This window comes from Citrobacter sp. CK202 (assembly GCF_030333225.1).
Classification (GTDB): Bacteria; Pseudomonadota; Gammaproteobacteria; order Enterobacterales; family Enterobacteriaceae; genus Citrobacter_B; species Citrobacter_B koseri.
This window is the reverse complement of record NZ_JAOWGI010000027.1, coordinates 1718-20775: the sequence shown is the minus strand read 5'-3', so window position 1 is coordinate 20775 and position 19058 is coordinate 1718. Positions and strand designations below refer to the sequence as shown.

The 19058-nt window shown below is 54.2% G+C and carries 15 protein-coding genes and 1 riboswitch; of the genes, 9 read left to right on the top strand and 6 right to left on the bottom strand.

Annotated features, from left to right (window positions below; translation table 11 throughout):
- Entirely contained in the window at positions 1-357 is a 357-nt protein-coding gene (locus OGX84_RS15580) for a PTS fructose-like transporter subunit IIB (protein WP_112001499.1), read from the top strand.
- On the opposite strand, the gene OGX84_RS15575 is transcribed toward OGX84_RS15580, so the two are convergent.
- The 4 genes from OGX84_RS15575 to argE form a co-directional block, all read right to left on the bottom strand.
- Positions 344-1204 carry an AraC family transcriptional regulator gene (locus tag OGX84_RS15575; RefSeq protein WP_049008124.1) on the bottom strand — a complete coding sequence of 287 codons (861 nt, stop codon included), beginning with the start codon at positions 1202-1204 and terminating at the stop codon, positions 344-346. The genes OGX84_RS15580 and OGX84_RS15575 overlap by 14 nt on opposite strands.
- Positions 1205-1342: 138 nt before the next feature.
- Positions 1343-3076: a phosphoethanolamine transferase CptA gene (locus tag OGX84_RS15570; RefSeq protein ID WP_112001500.1), complete on the bottom strand. Its 1734-nt coding sequence runs from the start codon at positions 3074-3076 to the stop codon at positions 1343-1345.
- 218 nt (positions 3077-3294) lie between these two features.
- Positions 3295-5946 carry a phosphoenolpyruvate carboxylase gene (ppc, locus tag OGX84_RS15565; protein ID WP_012133836.1) on the bottom strand — a complete coding sequence of 884 codons (2652 nt, stop codon included), beginning with the start codon at positions 5944-5946 and terminating at the stop codon, positions 3295-3297.
- 287 nt (positions 5947-6233) lie between these two features.
- Entirely contained in the window at positions 6234-7385 is a 1152-nt protein-coding gene (argE, locus tag OGX84_RS15560; RefSeq protein ID WP_024130656.1) for an acetylornithine deacetylase, read from the bottom strand.
- A gap of 154 nt (positions 7386-7539) precedes the next feature.
- Here argE and argC point away from each other — a divergent pair, with 154 nt between their 5' ends.
- The 4 genes from argC (at position 7540) to oxyR (ending at position 12055) form a co-directional block, all read left to right on the top strand.
- Entirely contained in the window at positions 7540-8544 is a 1005-nt protein-coding gene (argC, locus tag OGX84_RS15555; RefSeq protein WP_112001501.1) for an N-acetyl-gamma-glutamyl-phosphate reductase, read from the top strand.
- Between the two features lie 7 nt (positions 8545-8551).
- Entirely contained in the window at positions 8552-9328 is a 777-nt protein-coding gene (argB, locus tag OGX84_RS15550; RefSeq protein ID WP_012133833.1) for an acetylglutamate kinase, read from the top strand.
- Positions 9329-9444: 116 nt separating this feature from the next.
- On the top strand, positions 9445-10818 hold the full coding sequence (gene argH, locus OGX84_RS15545; protein ID WP_112001502.1) for an argininosuccinate lyase: 1374 nt from the start codon (positions 9445-9447) through the stop codon (positions 10816-10818).
- 319 nt (positions 10819-11137) lie between these two features.
- Entirely contained in the window at positions 11138-12055 is a 918-nt protein-coding gene (gene oxyR / locus OGX84_RS15540) for a DNA-binding transcriptional regulator OxyR (RefSeq protein WP_012133831.1), read from the top strand.
- Here oxyR and sthA read toward each other — a convergent pair.
- Complete coding sequence (sthA, locus tag OGX84_RS15535; protein ID WP_012133830.1) at positions 12038-13438, bottom strand: Si-specific NAD(P)(+) transhydrogenase; 1401 nt, start codon at positions 13436-13438, stop codon at positions 12038-12040. The genes oxyR and sthA overlap by 18 nt on opposite strands.
- A gap of 198 nt (positions 13439-13636) precedes the next feature.
- Between sthA and fabR the strand changes: the two genes are divergently transcribed.
- Positions 13637-14272: an HTH-type transcriptional repressor FabR gene (fabR, locus tag OGX84_RS15530; RefSeq protein WP_047459767.1), complete on the top strand. Its 636-nt coding sequence runs from the start codon at positions 13637-13639 to the stop codon at positions 14270-14272.
- A gap of 15 nt (positions 14273-14287) precedes the next feature.
- The gene (locus OGX84_RS15525; protein WP_012133827.1) at positions 14288-14647 is read left to right on the top strand and encodes a YijD family membrane protein; all 360 of its coding nucleotides are present in this window, start codon (positions 14288-14290) and stop codon (positions 14645-14647) included.
- 195 nt (positions 14648-14842) lie between these two features.
- Here the strand turns inward: OGX84_RS15525 and trmA are convergent, their stop codons facing one another.
- Entirely contained in the window at positions 14843-15943 is a 1101-nt protein-coding gene (gene trmA, locus OGX84_RS15520; protein WP_047459762.1) for a tRNA (uridine(54)-C5)-methyltransferase TrmA, read from the bottom strand.
- A 114-nt stretch (positions 15944-16057) separates the two neighbouring features.
- A riboswitch (cobalamin riboswitch) is annotated at positions 16058-16247 on the top strand.
- A gap of 65 nt (positions 16248-16312) precedes the next feature.
- Here trmA and btuB point away from each other — a divergent pair.
- Positions 16313-18181, top strand: a complete 1869-nt coding sequence (btuB, locus tag OGX84_RS15515; protein ID WP_104867922.1) for a TonB-dependent vitamin B12 receptor BtuB — start codon at positions 16313-16315, stop codon at positions 18179-18181.
- Positions 18126-18977 (top strand): glutamate racemase, encoded by an 852-nt coding sequence (gene murI / locus OGX84_RS15510; RefSeq protein WP_024130654.1) that lies wholly within the window; start codon positions 18126-18128, stop codon positions 18975-18977. Before btuB ends, murI begins: the two co-directional genes overlap by 56 nt.
- The last annotated feature ends 81 nt before the right edge of the window (positions 18978-19058 follow it).

Here is a 19058-nt window from a genome sequence, read left to right as displayed (position 1 = left end):
ATGACAGTCTCAACTGTACGCTATCTGGTTGCCGTTACCGCCTGCGTCAGCGGCGTGGCGCATACCTATATGGCTGCCGAACGCCTGGAGAAGCTCTGCCAGCAGGAAAAATGGAACATTAAAATTGAAACCCAGGGGGCGCTGGGCACGGAAAATCGCTTAACGGAGGAGGATATCAACCGGGCAGATGTTGTGTTGCTGATTACGGATATTGAACTGGCGGGCGCGGAGCGTTTTGTTCAGAGTCGGTATGTTCAGTCAGGAATTAACGCCTTTCTTCGCGAACCTCAGCGGGTGATGAGCGCCGTGCGTAAACTGCTCACTGCGCCGCAGCATACGCATCTTATTCTGGAGTAGCCTTCTTTTCCGTCAACTGGCTGTGGTACTGCCGACGATATTCTGACGGCGAACGCTCCGTATTTTTACGAAACAGGCGGCAGAAATAGTTGCTGTCGACAAATCCACAGGTGTGAGCCACTTCTTTGACTTTCAGATCGTAACCCTTCAGCAGCGTTTTCGCGTGTTCCAGCCGAGTGTGATTCAGATATTCGTTAAAGCCGATAGCGCCTGTTTTTTGAAACAGATGAGAAAGGTAGTTTGGCGAAATATAAAACGCCTGCGCCACCGATTCGCGGGTGAGCGGGGAAGCGTAACGCTCATCGATATAGCTGCGAATCGCTTCAAAAAGCGCCTGACTCCGTGACGCCGTCTGGATTTGGCTACCCAGCAGGTCGCGGCAGTGGCTCAACAGGCTGGCGACAATTAATCGGGCCGTCTGCTGTTCCTGCGGCTGCATCTGCATTTCATTGAGCGTTTGCAGCAGGAAGGAGCCAATACGTGGACCTCGACGTGCGACATGCTGCTTTGCAAGATTCTGATATTGTTTGCCGTCCCAGTGAACAACGCTGAAACCTAATTGCTGCTTGCCGAACAGGATGCTGAGCGTGGTGACGGGCGTTTGCCACTGCGGGAAGTTCCAGCTGCCTGCCGGAACATACAGAACGTCGCCAGCGATGAGTGTCACGGGCGCGGCCGGGATGCCTGTATCGGTGAACTCTCCCTCCAGCACCATCTCCAGGCGTGGAAAATCAACCTGATACGCCAGTTCGGGCGCCGTACCGCTGGTATTGGCGAAAAAAACCTGCCGCAGCGCCATAGGGCCGTTAATCAGACGGGAGAGAAGGTGGCTGACGTCGTGATACATGTTGATACCTTGCAGAGCGCAGACAGAGGAAACAGTAACGTTGAACGTAAACCGCCTCAAGCGATAATTGCCGGATGGCGGTACACGGGTTATGCATTTTGTAGGCCGGATAAGCGTCAGCGTTATCCGGCGATGCCGTTACTGATTCCCGACACGATCCCCGTAAGGCAAGGTATCGTAATCAATCAACGCGTTTTTCTTATACGGGTTGCCAATCCAGCGCGTGATCGCCTTAAACTGCGGGCTGGTGATGGAGCGCGTCGGGTCGAACCCGTCGTAGGTCAGCCCCGCTAAGTCGGACCAGGTATGGATAAGTTCAGAGCTGCTGTACTTGCGGTCAACATACGCCGAGAGATCGCGCGGGTGTGCGGCCTGCCACTTTTCTGACGTCCATAACAGGAACGGCACCGTATACATATGACGCGTAGGGTTGTCTTCGTTACGTCCCTGCGTTTTGTGCGGCGGCGTGTCATACACTTCTTCACCGTGATCGGAGAAGTAGAGCAGAAAACCGTTCGGGTCAGTCGCTTTATAGTCCTTAATCAGGCTGGCGACGACATGGTCGTTATACAGATTCGCGTTATCGTAATCGTTATAAATATCCTGTTCGTCTTCGCTCACGCCCGCAGGGATATGATCGGTTTGACCGTCAAATTTTCCCTGATTCTCCGGGTAGCGGAATTTGTATTTGATATGTGTTCCCAGCAGGTGAACGATAATAAATTTCTTCGGTGCCGGGTCGGCCATTACGTCTTTAAAGGGCGCCAGAACGTTGGTGTCATATTCCCGCGCGCTTTGAGTACGTTGTTGATTCATATAAAACTGCTTGTCGGTCTGTTTCGAGAATACGGTCAGCATCGTATTACGCGCGGTCATCGTCTGCTGATTGGTGATCCAGAACGTCTTATAACCTGCCTGTTTCATCATGTTCATCAGCGACGGTTTCGTCAGATACAGATCCGGGTTCTTTTCATTGGCGAAGGTCAGCGCCTGTTGCAGAATTTCAATCGTGTATGGCCGGGAGGTGACGACGTTATTGAATACGGTCAGACCCGGATCGCTTTTATGCAACACGTCCAGCTCTGGCGTGGTTTCACGCGGATAACCGTACAGACTCATGCGACCACGCTGGGTTGACTCGCCGATAACCAGCACTAACGTACGCGGCGCATCACCGGAGTTATCTTTAAAATTCGTTAACGGAGGCAGCGCGTTGTTCTCGTTAAGCAGGCTATTCAGCGACGTGAGTTGCTGATTATATTGATAATAGCCATTGATAAACTGCCACGGCGCAGCGGGTTCCATACGCGAGGCGAGGCCGCCTAATGTCTGCTCAAACGGCTTATGCTTGATAAACGTCCCGACGGCGATCGGATGCAGAATAAGGCCGTATAACAATGCAAAGGAGACTAACCAGCGCCACGGCGCGGGAATATATATTGGCTTTAAACGCGTCCACAGCAGGATTGCCACGGCGGTATAGGCCAGGGCGATAAGGATAATCTTCAGACTGAAATACTGGCTCAAGTACTCGCTGGCTTCGTTCGCGTTTGTTTCAAACATGACATACAGAACGCTTTGCGAGAATTCCTGCCCGTAAATGACATAATAACTGAGCGCCGCCAGCGAAGAGGCCCAGAGTACAACGCCAATAGCGGCGGCAATCGCGCGGGTATGACGGGGAAATAAAAATACCGGGATCAGCCAGAGCGAACTGAAAAGCAGTGAATCACGCAGCCCGTTGGTGCCGCTATAGCCGCTGATGCAAATAACGGCCTGAAGTAATGTAGAGAAGAACCAAAAATAGAGTAGCGCCCAGCCAAGGGCTTTCCAGCTAAACGAAGGTTTAGCAGATGTGTGTGTGAAGAACATATATGAAGCCTGTTTTTATTCGAGTCGCCAACGTAGCGACAAATCATTAAGAGAACCTTAAGTATGGCGATGCCAGTGACCTATTCTTGTTGATGGCGTATTCAGCAGAGTGAACAAAACGCAGGCAGGAATATATTGAAAAACAGGCGATTATTACAGAAATATTTCAAAGCCCTCTCGCCCGGGCGGGCGAGAGGGGATATGACGATGCGTGTGGGTTAGCCGGTATTACGCATCCCCGCAGCCACGCCCGCAATCGTGACCATCAGCGCCTGTTCGACGCGCGGGTCTGGATCTTTGCCTTGCTCTTCTGCAAGACGAGAGCGGTGTAAAAGCTCCGCCTGCAATACGTTCAGCGGGTCGGTATACACATTCCTTAACTGGATAGACTCGGCAATCCACGGCAGGTCGGCCATCAGATGGGAATCGTTGGCAATCGCCAGCACCACTTTGATGTCCTCTGCCAGCAGGTTGCGTAACTCTTCACCCAGTGGCCACAGCGCTTTTTTGACCAGGCGTTGATCGTAGTATTCCGCCAGCCACAGGTCGGCTTTAGAGAACACCATCTCCAGCATGCCGAGGCGCGTGGAGAAGAACGGCCAGTCGCGGCACATGGCTTCCAGTTCGCTTTGCTTGCCATCTTCAACGACTTTTTGCAGCGCAGTACCCGCACCCAGCCAGGCCGGGAGCATCAGGCGGTTTTGCGTCCAGGCGAAGATCCAGGGAATGGCGCGCAGGGATTCAACCCCGCCTGTCGGGCGACGTTTTGCCGGGCGCGAACCGAGCGGCAATTTGCCCAGTTCCTGTTCTGGCGTTGCGGAACGGAAGTACGGGACGAAGTCTTTATTCTCGCGGACATAGCCGCGATACAGGTCGCAGGAGATCACGGACAGCTCGTCCATGATATGACGCCACGAATTTTTCGGCTCCGGCGGCGGCAGCAGGTTGGCTTCCAGAATCGCGCCGGTGTACAGAGACAGGCTGCTGATGGTGACTTCAGGCAGGCCGTACTTAAAGCGGATCATCTCACCCTGTTCGGTCACGCGCAGGCCGCCTTTCAGGCTGCCCGGCGGTTGGGAAAGCAGTGCCGCATGAGCAGGCGCGCCGCCACGGCCAATGGAACCGCCGCGACCGTGGAACAGCGTCAGTTCAATTCCGGCTTTTTCACAGGTTTTGATCAGCGCGTCCTGAGCCTGATACTGCGCCCAGGAGGCGGCCATTACGCCTGCGTCTTTCGCTGAGTCAGAGTAGCCAATCATGACCATCTGTTTGCCCTGAATAAAGCCGCGATACCAGTCGATATTCAGCAACTGGGTCATTACCGCGTCGGCGTTGTTCAGGTCGTCCAGCGTTTCGAACAGCGGCGCAACCGGCATGGCAAAGCTAATTCCGGCTTCTTTCAACAACAGATGCACGGCCAGCACGTCGGACGGCGTTTTCGCCATAGAGATAACGTAAGCGGCGATGGAACCCAGCGGCGCTTCGGCAATCACTTGACAGGTCTCAAGCACTTCGCGGGTGTCGTCGCTCGGTTCCCACTGACGAGGCAGTAGCGGACGCTTGGAGTTGAGTTCGCGGATCAGGAAAGCCTGTTTATCGGCTTCGGACCAGCTTTCATAATCGCCGATGCCCAGATAACGCGTCAGCTCGCCCAGCGCTTCGGTATGGCGGGTGCTCTCCTGGCGAATATCGATGCGCACCAGCGGCACGCCAAAGCATTTCACCCGGCGCAGGGTATCAAGCAGTTCGCCATTGGCGATGATGCCCATGCCGCACGCTTGCAGAGACTGATAACAGGCGTACAGCGGCTCCCACAGCTGCTCGTTTTGCGTCAGCAGGCCAGCGGGTTTCGGCAGTTTCTCGCCTTTCAGACGCGCTTCCAGCCAGGCTTGCGTTGCCATCAGGCGGGAACGCAGGCTTTTCATCAGGTAGCGGTAAGGTTCTGATGCGCCTTCTTCGCCGACCAGCGCCAGCAGTTCCGGCGTGGCGTCGACCATCGACAGCTCAGAAATCAGAACCTGAATATCTTTCAGGAACAGATCGGTGGCTTTCCAGCGGCTCAACAGGAGAACGTGGCGGGTGACATCAGCCGTTACGTTCGGGTTGCCGTCACGGTCGCCGCCCATCCAGGAGGTGAAACGCACCGGAACAAAATCCACCGGCAGTTTGTAGCCCAGATGCTCTTCCAGTTGTTCGTTCAACTCACGTAGATAATTTGGCACCCCTTCCCACAGGCTGTTTTCAACCACCGCAAAGCCCCATTTGGCTTCGTCGACCGGACTTGGGCGGTTTTTACGGATTTCATCCGTATGCCAGGACTGGGCGATCAGCTGGCGCAGACGGCGCATGAGCTGATTACGTTCGTAATCCGCGATCTCTTTGTTATCGAGCTGCTTCAGACAGGCGTTGACTTCGCCCATTTTGTGAATCAGCGTGCGGCGAGTGATCTCGGTAGGGTGTGCGGTCAGTACCAGTTCCAGAGATAACGACTCCACCGCGTTTTTGATGGTGGCTTCGTCGAGATTGGGTTGATCTTTCAGTTTACGCAGGGTGCGGGCAATCACTTCCGGGTTGCTGGCAGCTTCGCCCTGCGGCGAAATGCTGTGGTACTGCTCGGCGGTATTGGCCAGGTTCAGGAACTGACTAAACGCGCGGGCAACAGGTAGCAGCTCGTCGTTGGACAGATTCTGTAGCGTGGTGAGCAACTCCTGGCGATTCGCTTCATTGCCAGCGCGAGATGATTTAGACAGCTTACGGATTGTTTCTACGCGATCAAGAATGTTCTCTCCCAGCGCATCCTTGATGGTTTCTCCCAGCACTTTGCCGAGCATACTGACATTACTACGCAACGCGGAATATTGTTCGTTCATATGATCCCAGACACCCCATCTGTTTTGAATATGTCCTGTATCTTTCGCGTCACAGCGGCGTTGGCTGCAACGTGAAATCTTTCGGACTTTAATTTTTTACATCACTTCTTATCTTTATAAAGCCACGTAAAACACCTGACGTCAATTGCTGCGAAATCGGTTCAGCAAACGAATAAATGACGGGAATTTACGTAATTTAATTCACATCGAATCAAATAAGCGTTGCTTATGGAAATGTTAATAAATCACCTCGTTTACCACTAAAGGGTTAGCGAGGTGATAAGCAGTTAATGCCAGCAGAAATGATGGACAACCTGCGTAATCAGCTCGCGGGTTGGCTTGATAAAACGCGTTTCCAGATATTCATCCGGCTGGTGCGCCTGATTAATCGAACCCGGGCCAAGCACCAGCGTTGGGCACAAGGTCTGGATAAACGGCGCTTCGGTGCAGTAGTTCACCACTTCGGTTTGCGCGCCCAGCAGTTTCTCGACCACTTCCACCAGTTGATGGTCAGGCGGGCATTCGTAGCCGGGAATCGGCGGATGCAGTTCGGACACCGTCAGACGGCCCGGCCAGCGCTCGCTCACGGGCGCCAGCGCATCGTTGAGCAATCCGTTGAGATCGTTCAGCGTCATGCCCGGCAGCGGGCGAATATCCATATGCAACTCGCAACAGGCGCAGATACGGTTCGCGGCGTCGCCGCCGTGAATGTGGCCCAGGTTTAATGTCGGATAAGGAACGGTAAACGCCGCGTAGTGATAACGTTCTTTCAGGTCATCGCGCAGCTGCATGATGCGGCCAATGGCGTCGTGCATCAGCTCAATGGCGTTAACCCCGCGCGCCGGATCGCTGGAGTGGCCCGATTGCCCCAGAATGCGGATGGCGTTTGAAATGTGGCCTTTGTGCGCACGCACCGGTTGCAGGGACGTTGGTTCACCGATGATCGCGCAGTCCGGGCGCAGGGCGGTGGTTTCAGCGAAATAGCGCGCGCCCGCCATGCTGGTCTCTTCATCAGCGGTAGCCAGAATATACAGCGGTTTTTTCAGCGTCGTCACATCCACGTCACGCAGGGCATCGAGGATAAAAGCAAAGAAGCCTTTCATGTCCGCCGTACCCAGCCCGTAGAGCTTGTTATCGTGCTCGGTCAGCGTGAACGGATCGCGCGTCCAGCGTCCGTCGTCAAAGGGAACGGTATCGGTATGGCCCGCCAGCAACAAACCGCCAGCACCCTGTCCGGTGCTTGCCAGCATATTGAATTTATTGCGCGTACCGGGGACTGCCTGAACCTCAACCTTGAAGCCCAGATCTTTAAACCAGTCTGCCAGCAGAGTGATTAAAGACGCATTACTTTGATCGAGCGCTTCTTCGGTAGCGCTAATCGACGGTGTGGCAATCAGAGCGCGGTAAATCTCGATAAATGGCGGTAAAGTGTTTTTCATTGTTGACACACCTCGGGTCATGATAGTATCAATATTCATGCATTATTTGTGAATAAAAATACATTAACGTTGAGCGTAAGAAAACCCACCAACTGTAAGGTGAAGTTGTTACGGCTTAACCAGGCAACCAGACATAAGAAGGTGAACAGCCCCGATGTTGAATACGCTGATTGTGGGTGCCAGCGGTTACGCTGGCGCAGAGCTTGTGACCTATGTAAATCGTCATCCTGATATGACCATAACCGCTTTAACCGTCTCAGCGCAAAGCAATGATGCAGGAAAGCTAATCTCTGATTTACATCCGCAGTTAAAAGGCATTGTCGATCTGCCATTGCAGCCAATGTCTGATATTAGCGAGTTCAGCGGCGGGGTGGATGTGGTGTTTCTCGCCACCGCGCATGAAGTGAGCCACGACCTGGCCCCGCAGTTCCTGAATGCGGGCTGCGTTGTGTTTGATCTCTCCGGTGCGTTTCGGGTTAATGATAGCGCCTTCTACGAAAAATATTATGGCTTTACCCATCAGCACCCTGAGCTGCTGGAACAGGCGGTGTATGGCCTGGCGGAGTGGAGCGCGGGCAAGCTAAAAGAAGCGAATCTGATTGCGGTGCCGGGATGCTATCCGACGGCGGCGCAATTGTCGTTAAAACCGCTGATTGACGCAGGCCTGCTGGATCTCAACCAGTGGCCGGTCATTAACGCAACCAGCGGCGTGAGCGGCGCCGGGCGTAAGGCGGCGCTTTCGAACAGTTTCTGTGAAGTCAGCCTGCAACCGTATGGCGTCTTTACCCATCGTCATCAGCCGGAAATCGCCACCCATCTGGGGGCAGAGGTTATTTTCACGCCGCATCTGGGGAACTTCCCGCGCGGAATTCTGGAAACGATCACCTGCCGCCTGAAAGCTGGCGTTACCCATACTCAGGTGGCGCAAGCGTTGCAGCAGGCGTATGGCGACAAGCCGCTGGTGCGGCTATATGACAAGGGCGTTCCGGCGCTGAAGAATGTGGTCGGGCTGCCGTTCTGCGATATTGGTTTTGCCGTTCAGGGCGAGCACCTGATCGTGGTGGCGACCGAAGATAACCTGTTGAAAGGCGCAGCGGCGCAGGCAGTGCAGTGCGCAAATATCCGTTTCGGCTTTGCTGAAACGCAGTCTCTTATTTAAGGGTGCAATGATGAATCCATTAATTATCAAGCTGGGCGGCGTATTACTGGATAGCGAAGAGGCGCTGGAGCGTCTGTTTACTGCGCTGGTCAATTACCGCGAGTCGCATCAGCGTCCGCTGATTATCGTGCACGGCGGCGGCTGCGTTGTGGATGAGCTGATGAAACAGTTAAATTTGCCGGTGAAAAAGAAAAATGGCCTGCGCGTGACGCCCGCCGATCAGATCGACATCATCACCGGCGCGCTGGCGGGAACCGCCAATAAAACCTTGCTGGCGTGGGCGAAAAAACACCATATCGCGTCCGTTGGCCTGTATCTCGGCGACGGCGATAGCGTAAAAGTGACTCAACTCGATGAAGAGCTGGGCCACGTTGGACTGGCGCAGCCGGGTTCGCCTAAGCTGATTAACACGCTGCTGGAAGGCGGCTTCTTGCCGGTGGTCAGTTCCATTGGCGTGACCGAAGAAGGGCAACTGATGAACGTCAATGCCGATCAGGCGGCGACGGCGCTGGCGGCAACGCTGGGGGCGGATCTGATCCTGCTTTCTGATGTAAGCGGTATTCTGGATGGCAAAGGTCAGCGCATTGCCGAGATGACGGCGGCCAAAGCGGAACAGCTGATCGATCAAGGTATCATTACCGACGGCATGATTGTGAAGGTGAACGCGGCGCTGGACGCCGCCCGCACGCTGGGGCGCCCGGTGGATATCGCCTCCTGGCGTCATGCCGAGCAGCTTCCGGCGTTGTTTAACGGTACGCCGATCGGTACGCGTATTCTGGCTTAAACTATTTTGTGCCCGATGGCGGCCACGCCTTATCGGGCCTGGGTGAACCGAACCTGTAGGCCGGATAAGCTAAGCGCCATCCGGCATTGAAATTCAAGATATTAAGGAAGCATGTTATGGCACTTTGGGGTGGGCGTTTTACACAGGCAGCGGATCAACGGTTCAAACAGTTTAATGACTCATTGCGCTTTGATTACCGCCTGGCCGAGCAGGATATCGTCGGCTCTGTGGCCTGGTCCAAAGCTCTGGTCACGGTTGGGGTGTTGACTGCGGATGAGCAACTGCAACTGGAAGAGGCGCTGAGCGCGCTGCTGGAAGAGGTTCGGGTGAATCCGCAGCAGATTCTGGAAAGCGACGCGGAAGATATTCACAGCTGGGTGGAAGGCAAACTGATCGATAAAGTCGGCCAGTTGGGTAAAAAGCTGCACACCGGGCGCAGTCGTAACGACCAGGTTGCGACCGACCTGAAGCTATGGTGCAAAGATACGGTCACCGAGCTGCTGTCTGCTAACCGTCAGTTACAAAGCGCGCTGGTAGAGACGGCGCAGAATAATCAGGATGCCGTCATGCCAGGGTACACCCATCTGCAACGCGCGCAGCCGGTGACGTTTGCCCACTGGTGCCTGGCGTATGTGGAAATGCTGGCGCGTGATGAGAGCCGCTTGCAGGATGCGCTCAAGCGTCTGGACGTCAGCCCGTTAGGCTGCGGCGCGCTGGCGGGTACGGCGTATGAAATCGACCGTGAACAGCTGGCAGGCTGGCTGGGCTTTGCCTCGGCGACGCGTAACAGTCTGGACAGCGTGTCCGATCGTGACCATGTGCTGGAACTGCTGTCCGACGCGTCTATCGGCATGGTTCACCTGTCGCGCTTTGCGGAAGATCTGATTTTCTTTAATACCGGTGAAGCGGGCTTCGTGGAACTCTCCGATCGCGTGACGTCAGGTTCATCGCTGATGCCGCAGAAGAAAAACCCGGATGCGCTGGAACTGATCCGTGGCAAGTGCGGCCGTGTGCAGGGGGCGTTAACGGCGATGATGATGACGCTGAAAGGCCTGCCGCTGGCGTACAACAAAGACATGCAGGAAGACAAAGAAGGGCTGTTTGATGCGCTCGATACCTGGCTGGACTGCCTGCACATGGCGGCGCTGGTGCTGGATGGCATTCAGGTAAAACGTCCGCGCTGCCAGGAAGCGGCGCAGCAGGGCTATGCGAATGCGACTGAGCTGGCGGATTATCTGGTTGCCAAAGGCGTGCCGTTCCGTGAAGCGCACCATATTGTGGGCGAAACGGTGGTGGAAGCGATTCGACAGGGAAAACCGTTGGAAGATCTGTCGCTGGCTGACCTGCAAAAATTTAGCGTTGTGATTGGCGATGATGTGTATCCGATTCTGTCGCTGCAATCATGCCTGGATAAACGTGCGGCGAAAGGCGGTGTTTCACCGCAGCAGGTTGCGCAGGCGATCGACTACGCGAAGGCGCGTCTGGCGTAACTGGCGTTGTGCCGGATGACGCCTTATCCGGCCTACAAAAAATTGTGAACCGTCGCCATCCGGCAACAGTCATCAGAGCCTGGCATTACGTCGGGCTTATTTATGCAAAAAAAAGCGGACCATAGGGTCCGCAAAAGTTCACGTTGGCTTTAGTTATTTCGAGTTGAGAAAAACTCTTTGAACGGGCGGTGACTTCAAGGGTTAAAGAGGTACCGCTCCGTTTCTGTGATGTATTATTAGACAGAAAGCTTGATAGGGATAATCGTTCGTTGCTATGCTACCTATCGCCATGAACTATCGTGGCGACGGAGGATGAATAATGAATATTCGTGATCTTGAATACCTGGTGGCATTAGCCGAACACCGCCATTTCCGGCGTGCGGCGGACTCCTGTCACGTCAGCCAGCCGACGCTCAGCGGGCAAATCCGTAAGCTGGAAGATGAACTGGGCGTAATGCTGCTGGAGCGTACGAGTCGTAAAGTTCTGTTCACCCAGGCGGGTTTACTGCTGGTGGATCAGGCGCGCACCGTGCTGCGTGAGGTCAAAGTGCTCAAGGAGATGGCAAGCCAGCAAGGTGAGACGATGTCTGGCCCATTGCATATCGGCCTGATCCCAACGGTTGGCCCTTACCTGCTGCCGCATATTATTCCGATGCTGCATCAGACCTTCCCGAAGCTGGAAATGTATCTGCATGAAGCGCAGACGCACCAGCTGCTGGCGCAACTGGACAGCGGCAAGCTTGACTGCGTGATCCTGGCGCTGGTGAAAGAGAGCGAGGCGTTTATCGAAGTGCCGCTGTTTGATGAACCCATGATGCTGGCGATCTATGAGGATCACCCGTGGGCGAATCGCGATCGTGTGCCGATGTCCGATCTGGCGGGTGAAAAACTGCTGATGCTGGAAGACGGGCACTGCCTGCGCGATCAGGCGATGGGCTTCTGCTTCGAGGCGGGCGCGGATGAAGACACCCATTTCCGGGCGACCAGTCTGGAAACGCTGCGCAACATGGTTGCGGCGGGGAGCGGTATTACCTTACTGCCCGCGCTGGCGGTTCCGCAGGAGCGTAAGCGTGATGGCGTAGTCTACCTGCCGTGCATTAAGCCGGAGCCTAAGCGTACGGTTGGGTTGGTTTATCGTCCGGGATCGCCGCTGCGCAGTCGCTATGAGCAACTGGCGGAGGCCATCCGTGCGGAGATGGATGGCCATTTCGACAAAGCGTTAAAACAGGCGGTTTAAGCCGTTTAGCGCCGCTACCCGATAGGCTTCCGCCATTGTCGGGTAGTTAAAGGTGGTGTTAACGAAGTACTCAATGGTGTTACCGCCGCCTTTCTGTTCCATAATCGCCTGGCCGATGTGAATAATTTCGGCCGCGCGTTCGCCAAAGCAGTGAATCCCCAGAATCTCTTTTGTTTCCCGATGGAACAGGATCTTCAGCGTTCCCACGTTCATCCCGACGATTTGCGCGCGCGCCAGGTGCTTAAACTGCGCACGTCCGACTTCGTAAGGCACTTTCATCGCCGTCAATTGCTGCTCGGTTTTGCCGACGGAGCTGATTTCCGGGATGGTGTAAATCCCGGTAGGGATATCTTCAATAAGATGGGCGGTCGCTTCGCCTTTCACCAGCGCCTGCGCGGCAATTCGACCCTGGTCGTAAGCGGCGGAAGCCAGACTCGGATAGCCAATCACATCGCCCACCGCGTAAATGTGCGGCAGTGCGGTCTGGTACATGCTGTTGACTTTGAGTTGCCCACGGCTGTCGGTTTCCAGACCGATATTTCCCAGCGCCAGTGAATCGGTGTTACCGGTGCGTCCGTTGGCGTACAGCAGACAGTCGGCCTTCAGCTTTTTACCGGATTTCAGGTGCATAATGACGCCGTCGTCGCAGCCTTCAATCTTCTCGTACTCTTCGTTATGACGAATAACCACGCCGCTGTTCCAGAAGTGGTAAGAGAGAGAGTCGGACATCTCCTGATCAAGAAACGCCAGCAGACGGTCGCGGGTGTTAATCAAATCAACTTTGACGTCCATTCCCCGGAAGATTGACGCATATTCGCAGCCGATCACCCCGGCGCCATAGATGATGACGTGACGAGGTTCGTGATGCAGGCTAAGGATTGAGTCGCTGTCGTAAATACGTGGATGCGCGAAATCAACGTCGGCCGGGTGATAAGGACGCGACCCGCAGGCAATCACGAATTTCTCCGCCGTCAGGGTTTCGACCGTGCCGTCGTGGCACTCCAGCGCGAGGGTGTTTTCGTCAACAAAATGCGCATTACCCTGCAATATTTCACAGTGGTTGCGCTCATAAAAGCCCTGCCGCATGCGCGTTTGTTGATTAATGACGTTATCGGCATGGTTGAGAATATCGGCAAAGGAAGAACGAAGTAGTCGGGAGTGGTCGCTGTAGAGGGGGTTCTGGTTGAATTCGATGATACGGCTGACGGCATGGCGGAGCGCTTTCGACGGGATGGTGCCCCAGTGGGTACAACCGCCGCCAACGTTGTGATAACGCTCAATAACGGCGACGCGCGCTCCTTGCTTAACCAGACCCATTGCAGCGCCTTCGCCGCCGGGGCCTGAACCTATGACGATTGCATCATAATCCCAGGAATGTGGCATGGTATTACTCACCTGTTTTTATACATAAAATAAACACGATGATAACATTCGCGCGCCTTTAACCCAATTATCGTTGTGCTTTTTTGTGGAGCTGGAGCACAAACAGCCTGTAAACAATCATTCACAAAGCTGAACAAACAGATTAAGTTTGTTCTCTGGTATAGTGCCAGATAAGGCATATGGAAGGATTCAGACATCGTGATGGGCGTTAGAGCGCAACAAAAAGAAAAAACCCGGCGTTCGCTGGTAGAAGCCGCATTCAGTCAACTGAGCGCCGAACGGAGTTTCGCCAGTCTCAGTTTACGCGAAGTAGCGCGTGAAGCGGGCATTGCGCCAACCTCATTTTATCGCCATTTCCGCGATGTGGATGAGCTTGGCCTGACGATGGTGGATGAGAGCGGTTTAATGCTGCGCCAGCTGATGCGCCAGGCGCGTCAGCGTATTGCCAAAGGCGGCAGTGTGATCCGTACCTCGGTCTCCACATTTATGGAGTTCATCGGCAACAATCCTAACGCCTTCCGTTTATTATTGCGTGAACGTTCCGGCACCTCGGCCGCGTTTCGCGCCGCAGTCGCGCGTGAGATTCAGCATTTCATCGCGGAACTTGCGGACTATCTGGAACTCGAAAACCATATGCCGCGCGCGTTCACTGAAGCGCAAGCCGAAGCGATGGTGACGATTGTGTTTAGTGCAGGTGCCGAGGCGCTGGATGTTGGTGCGGAACAACGCCGACAGCTGGAAGAGCGGCTGGTACTGCAACTGCGCATGATTGCGAAAGGGGCATATTACTGGTACCGCCGTGAACAAGAGAAGATGGCACATCACTCCGAGTAACGTGAAGGACGAGCAATGAAACAGTCAGGTCAAGATAAAGGTACGCTGTTGCTGGCGCTGGTCGCTGGCTTATCGATCAATGGCACATTCGCGGCGCTGTTTAGCTCCATCGTGCCGTTTTCTGTATTCCCGATTATCGCGCTGGTGCTGGCGGTTTATTGCCTGCATCAACGTTATCAAAACCGCACTATGCCTGTCGGCTTGCCGGGGCTGGCTGCCGCCTGTTTTATCCTCGGCGTGTTGTTGTACAGCACCGTGGTACGTGCGGAATACCCGGATATCGGTTCTAACTTCTTCCCGGCGGTGCTGTCGGTGATTCTTGTGTTCTGGATTGGCTTTAAGATGCGTAACCGCAAGCAGGAAGTCGCGGAATAATGCCGGATGGCGGCGTAAACGCCTTATCCGGCCTACGATGATTTGTAGGCCCGGTAAGCGCAGCGCCACCGGGCATATCGCCGGATGGCGGCGTAAACGCCTTATCCTGCCTACGATGATTTGTAGGCCCGGCAAGCGCAGCGCCACCGGGCATATCGCCGGATGGCGGCGTAACCACTTTATCCGGCCTACGTTTTACCTGGCAGTGAGTAACACGCCGCATTCCATATGGTGCGTATACGGGAACTGATCGAACAGAGCCAGACGTGACACATTGTGCGTCTGGCTTAATGTTTCCAGGTTCTTACACAGCGTCTCCGGGTTGCAGGAAATGTACAAAATACGCGGATATGCCTGCACCATTTTCTCGGTTTCACTGTCCAGCCCGCTACGCGGCGGATCGACAAAAATCGTTTCACACTGATAGCTCTTCAGGTCGATGCCCTGCAAACGGTTAAACTCGCGTACTCCGTTCATCGCCTGCGTAAACTCTTCGGCGGCCATACGGATAATCTGCACGTTATCAATATGGTTAGCGGCAATGTTGTACTGCGCTGCGGCGACTGACGGTTTGGCGATTTCCGTTGCCAGCACCCGGTCGAAGTTACGCGCCAGAGCCAATGAGAAGTTGCCGTTGCCGCAGTACAGTTCAAGCAGGTCGCCTTTCGACGCTTTGGTTGCATCCAGCGCCCACTCCAGCATCTGAATATTCATTGCGGCATTGGGCTGCGTGAAGCTGTTCTCTACCTGACGGTAGATCATCTCTTTTCCCGCCACGGGCAGACGTTCGTCAATGTAATCCTGATCCAGCTCGATTTTGGTTTTGGTCGCCCGGCCAATCAGATGCACATTCAGGTTTTGCGCTCGCAGCGCATCCCGCAGCGTTTCCGCTTCCTGGCGCCACTCATCATCCAGCTTTTTATGGTACAGCAGCGAAACCACCGCCTGATTGCTCATCGTGGTGAGGTAATCAATCTGGAACAGCTTATGGCGCAGGACGCGATTATGGCGCACGCCTTCAATCATCGCCGTCATCAGCTGGTTAATCAGCTCGCTGGCCGCCGGGAAGCTGTCGACGCGGATACGGCTTTTCGTCTGCTGATCAAAAATGATGTGATACAGGTCGTCGCCGTCATGCCACAGGCGAAATTCGGCGCGCATCCGATAATGGCTGACTGGCGAGCGAAACACTTCCGGGACCAGGTCAGAAAACGGCGCCATCATACTCTGCAAGCGCACCACTTTTTCGGCTAGCTGCGCGTCATACTGTTCTGTCGGAAGGTGTTCGGGGGTCATGATGCCTCCTGAAAAATAAAAGTACGCGGGGATTGTAGGGATTGCTCATCAGATGTCCAGTCATTGATGATTTCCGATATTGTGATATGCGGTCTGGACGTAGATTGTTACAGAATGTAGCATCCGTGAGCCGGTCCTGTGAGTTAATAGGGAATCCAGTGCGAATCTGGAGCTGACGCGCAGCGGTAAGGAAAGGTGAGATGAGAGCATAAGCAGACACTGCCACCCGGCGGGAAGTCATCATCTCTTGTATCCTGAGGATAACCTTCCAAGCCCGAAGACCTGCCGGCTAACGTCGCATCTGGTGTTCATCATCGCGTACTATCGATGAAGCCTGCGGCATCCTTCTTATATTGTGGATGCTTTACAATGATTAAAAAATCTTCGCTGCTGACGGCGCTCTCCGTCACGGCATTTTCTGGCTGGGCGCAGGATACTAACCCAGACACCCTGATCGTCACCGCAAATCGTTTTCAACAACCTGTTAATACCGTACTGGCGCCTGCTGATGTTGTGACGCGTGAGGATATCGACCGCTGGCAAGCGAAGAATTTGAATGATGTGATGCGCCGCCTGCCGGGCGTTGATATCAATCAAAACGGCGGCATGGGGCAGTCTTCTTCTTTGTTTATTCGTGGTACGGAAGCCAAACAGGTATTGGTTCTGGTCGATGGTGTTCCCATGACCCGCCCTGGCATTACGAATAACCCCGATCTGAATCAGATTCCAATATCGCTGGTGCAACGCGTGGAATACATTCGTGGACCACGTTCCGCGATTTATGGTTCCGGCGCAATGGGTGGGGTCATTAACGTTATTACGCACTCCGATCAAGAACAGTCAAAAATTACTGCGGGTGTTGGTTCAAAAGGTTATCAGCAATATGACGGTACGTTGCGCCATCGCTTTGGCGACACTGTCGCCACGGTAGCGGGTTCTTATGAGGGCAATAAAGGCTTTAACGTACAGCCCGGCTCAACCTGGGATCACGATCGCGACCGCGATGGTTTTCGCAGCAAGGCATTCTGGGGCAGCCTCGAACATAAATTTAATGATAATTTCGATGGTTTTTTCCGTGGTCACAGTTATACCAACAACTCTGATTACGATCTGGGAAACCCGCCGTCTATTCCGGCCTACAGTGCTGATGAATCGCAACTCTACAATCAGAGCTGGGACGCAGGTCTGAAATTCAACTCCGGGATTTACTCTTCACAACTTCTCGCCAGCTACCAGAAGGTGAAGGACTATAACTACAGCAGTATTTATGGTCGCTATCATGACGGTACGACGCTCGATCGCATGACCCAGCGTAACCTGCAATGGGGTAATAACCTTATCGTGGGGCACGGTTCCGTTAGCGCTGGCGTAGACTGGCAGCAGCAGCGTTTGACCTCATCCGATACCGCGCTTTCGGACACATATAAACGCGATAACACCGGTTTATACCTGACCGGTCAGCAACAATTCGGTGATGTAACGCTGGAGGCTTCAGGGCGTGAAGATCATGATGAACAGTTTGGCTGGCATGGCACCTGGCAGACGACGGCTGGATGGGAGTTTATCGACAACTATCGAGTAACTATCGGCTATGGTACCGGGTTCCTGTCTCCATCTCTGGGGCAGCAGTTTGGTTCTACCCGTTTTGGCATCAACGCGAATCCTAACCTGAAACCGGAAGAGTCTAAACAGTGGGAGGCCGGGCTGGAAGGGCTCACTGGTCCGCTGGACTGGCGCCTGTCTGCCTACCATTACAAGATTACTAACCTGATCACTTACTACTTTGATCCAGACACCTACCAGGGTGAGTATGACAATATTGATGCGGCAACCATTAAAGGCGTGGAGTGGACGGGCAGCTTTGATACCGGCATCTTTAGCCATCGTGTTACGTTGCAATATGTCGATCCGCGTAATGACGACAACGGTGAAGTGTTAGCCCGACGCTCGAAGCGCCAGGCGAAGTATCAACTGGACTGGACGATGTTTAACGTCGATATGGATGTATCGTGGCAGTATTACGGCAAGCGCTACGATAACAACACCTCCCAGTACAATAACACCCAGCAAATCTTGCCGAGCTATAGCACTGTTGATGTTTCTGCATCGTATCCGATCACCGATCGCCTGACAGTTCGTGGTAAAATCGCCAACCTGTTCGATAAAGATTACGAGACAGCTTATGGCTACCAAACTGCAGGACGAGAGTACTACTTGTCTGGCAGCTACACCTTCTGATCCACGTCCCACCGTGCTGGTGTTTGATTCCGGCGTTGGTGGGTTGTCGGTCTACGATGAGATTCGGCATCTCCTGCCGAATCTCCACTATATATATGCTTTCGATAACGTCGCGTTTCCTTACGGGGAAAAGAGCGAAGCGTTTATTGTCGAGCGCGTCGTCGAGATCGTTACCGCAGTGCAGCAGCGTTATCCTCTCTCACTTGCGGTAATCGCCTGTAATACGGCCAGTACGGTTTCTCTTCCTGCATTGCGTGAAAAATTCGCGTTCCCGGTTGTGGGCGTCGTTCCTGCGATTAAACCCGCTGCGAGGCTGACCGCCAACGGCATCGTCGGGTTGCTGGCAACGCGTGGCACGGTAAAACGCCCTTATACCCATGAGTTGATAGCGCGATTTGCGAATGAATGTCAGATAGCGATGTTGGGATCGGCAGAACTGGTGGAACTGGCGGAAGCCAAACTGCACGGTGAACCCGTATCGCTGGAAGAACTACGCCGTATCCTGAGACCCTGGCTGCGGATGCCGGAACCGCCCGACACGGTTGTTCTGGGATGTACCCATTTCCCTCTATTACAGGAAGAACTGTTGCAGGTCCTTCCTGAAGGGACAAGGCTGGTGGATTCCGGGGCGGCGATTGCGCGTCGCACGGCCTGGTTGTTAGAGCATGAAGCGCCGGATGCCAAATCAGCGGAGGCTAATATTGCTTTCTGCATGGCAATGACGCCAGAGACCGAGCAATTAATACCCGTTTTACAGCGTTACGGTTTCGAAACGCTCGAAAAACTGGCGGTTTGAGGTGGTTTTGCTTAAAAAGAAAGCAGTCGGAAAATAATTTTAAATTTCCCCTTGTCAGGCCGGAATAACTCCCTATAATGC

Excerpts from the sequence above, each read along its gene's own strand:
- OGX84_RS15580 (WP_112001499.1), top strand. The coding sequence starts at position 1 with ATGACAGTCTCAACTGTACGCTATCTGGTTGCCGTTACCGCCTGCGTC.
- OGX84_RS15575 (WP_049008124.1), bottom strand. The coding sequence starts at position 1,204 with ATGTATCACGACGTCAGCCACCTTCTCTCCCGTCTGATTAACGGCCCT.
- OGX84_RS15570 (WP_112001500.1), bottom strand. The coding sequence starts at position 3,076 with ATGTTCTTCACACACACATCTGCTAAACCTTCGTTTAGCTGGAAAGCC.
- ppc (WP_012133836.1), bottom strand. The coding sequence starts at position 5,946 with ATGAACGAACAATATTCCGCGTTGCGTAGTAATGTCAGTATGCTCGGC.
- argE (WP_024130656.1), bottom strand. The coding sequence starts at position 7,385 with ATGAAAAACACTTTACCGCCATTTATCGAGATTTACCGCGCTCTGATT.
- argC (WP_112001501.1), top strand. The coding sequence starts at position 7,540 with ATGTTGAATACGCTGATTGTGGGTGCCAGCGGTTACGCTGGCGCAGAG.
- argB (WP_012133833.1), top strand. The coding sequence starts at position 8,552 with ATGATGAATCCATTAATTATCAAGCTGGGCGGCGTATTACTGGATAGC.
- argH (WP_112001502.1), top strand. The coding sequence starts at position 9,445 with ATGGCACTTTGGGGTGGGCGTTTTACACAGGCAGCGGATCAACGGTTC.
- oxyR (WP_012133831.1), top strand. The coding sequence starts at position 11,138 with ATGAATATTCGTGATCTTGAATACCTGGTGGCATTAGCCGAACACCGC.
- sthA (WP_012133830.1), bottom strand. The coding sequence starts at position 13,438 with ATGCCACATTCCTGGGATTATGATGCAATCGTCATAGGTTCAGGCCCC.
- OGX84_RS15525 (WP_012133827.1), top strand. The coding sequence starts at position 14,288 with ATGAAACAGTCAGGTCAAGATAAAGGTACGCTGTTGCTGGCGCTGGTC.
- trmA (WP_047459762.1), bottom strand. The coding sequence starts at position 15,943 with ATGACCCCCGAACACCTTCCGACAGAACAGTATGACGCGCAGCTAGCC.
- btuB (WP_104867922.1), top strand. The coding sequence starts at position 16,313 with ATGATTAAAAAATCTTCGCTGCTGACGGCGCTCTCCGTCACGGCATTT.
- murI (WP_024130654.1), top strand. The coding sequence starts at position 18,126 with ATGGCTACCAAACTGCAGGACGAGAGTACTACTTGTCTGGCAGCTACA.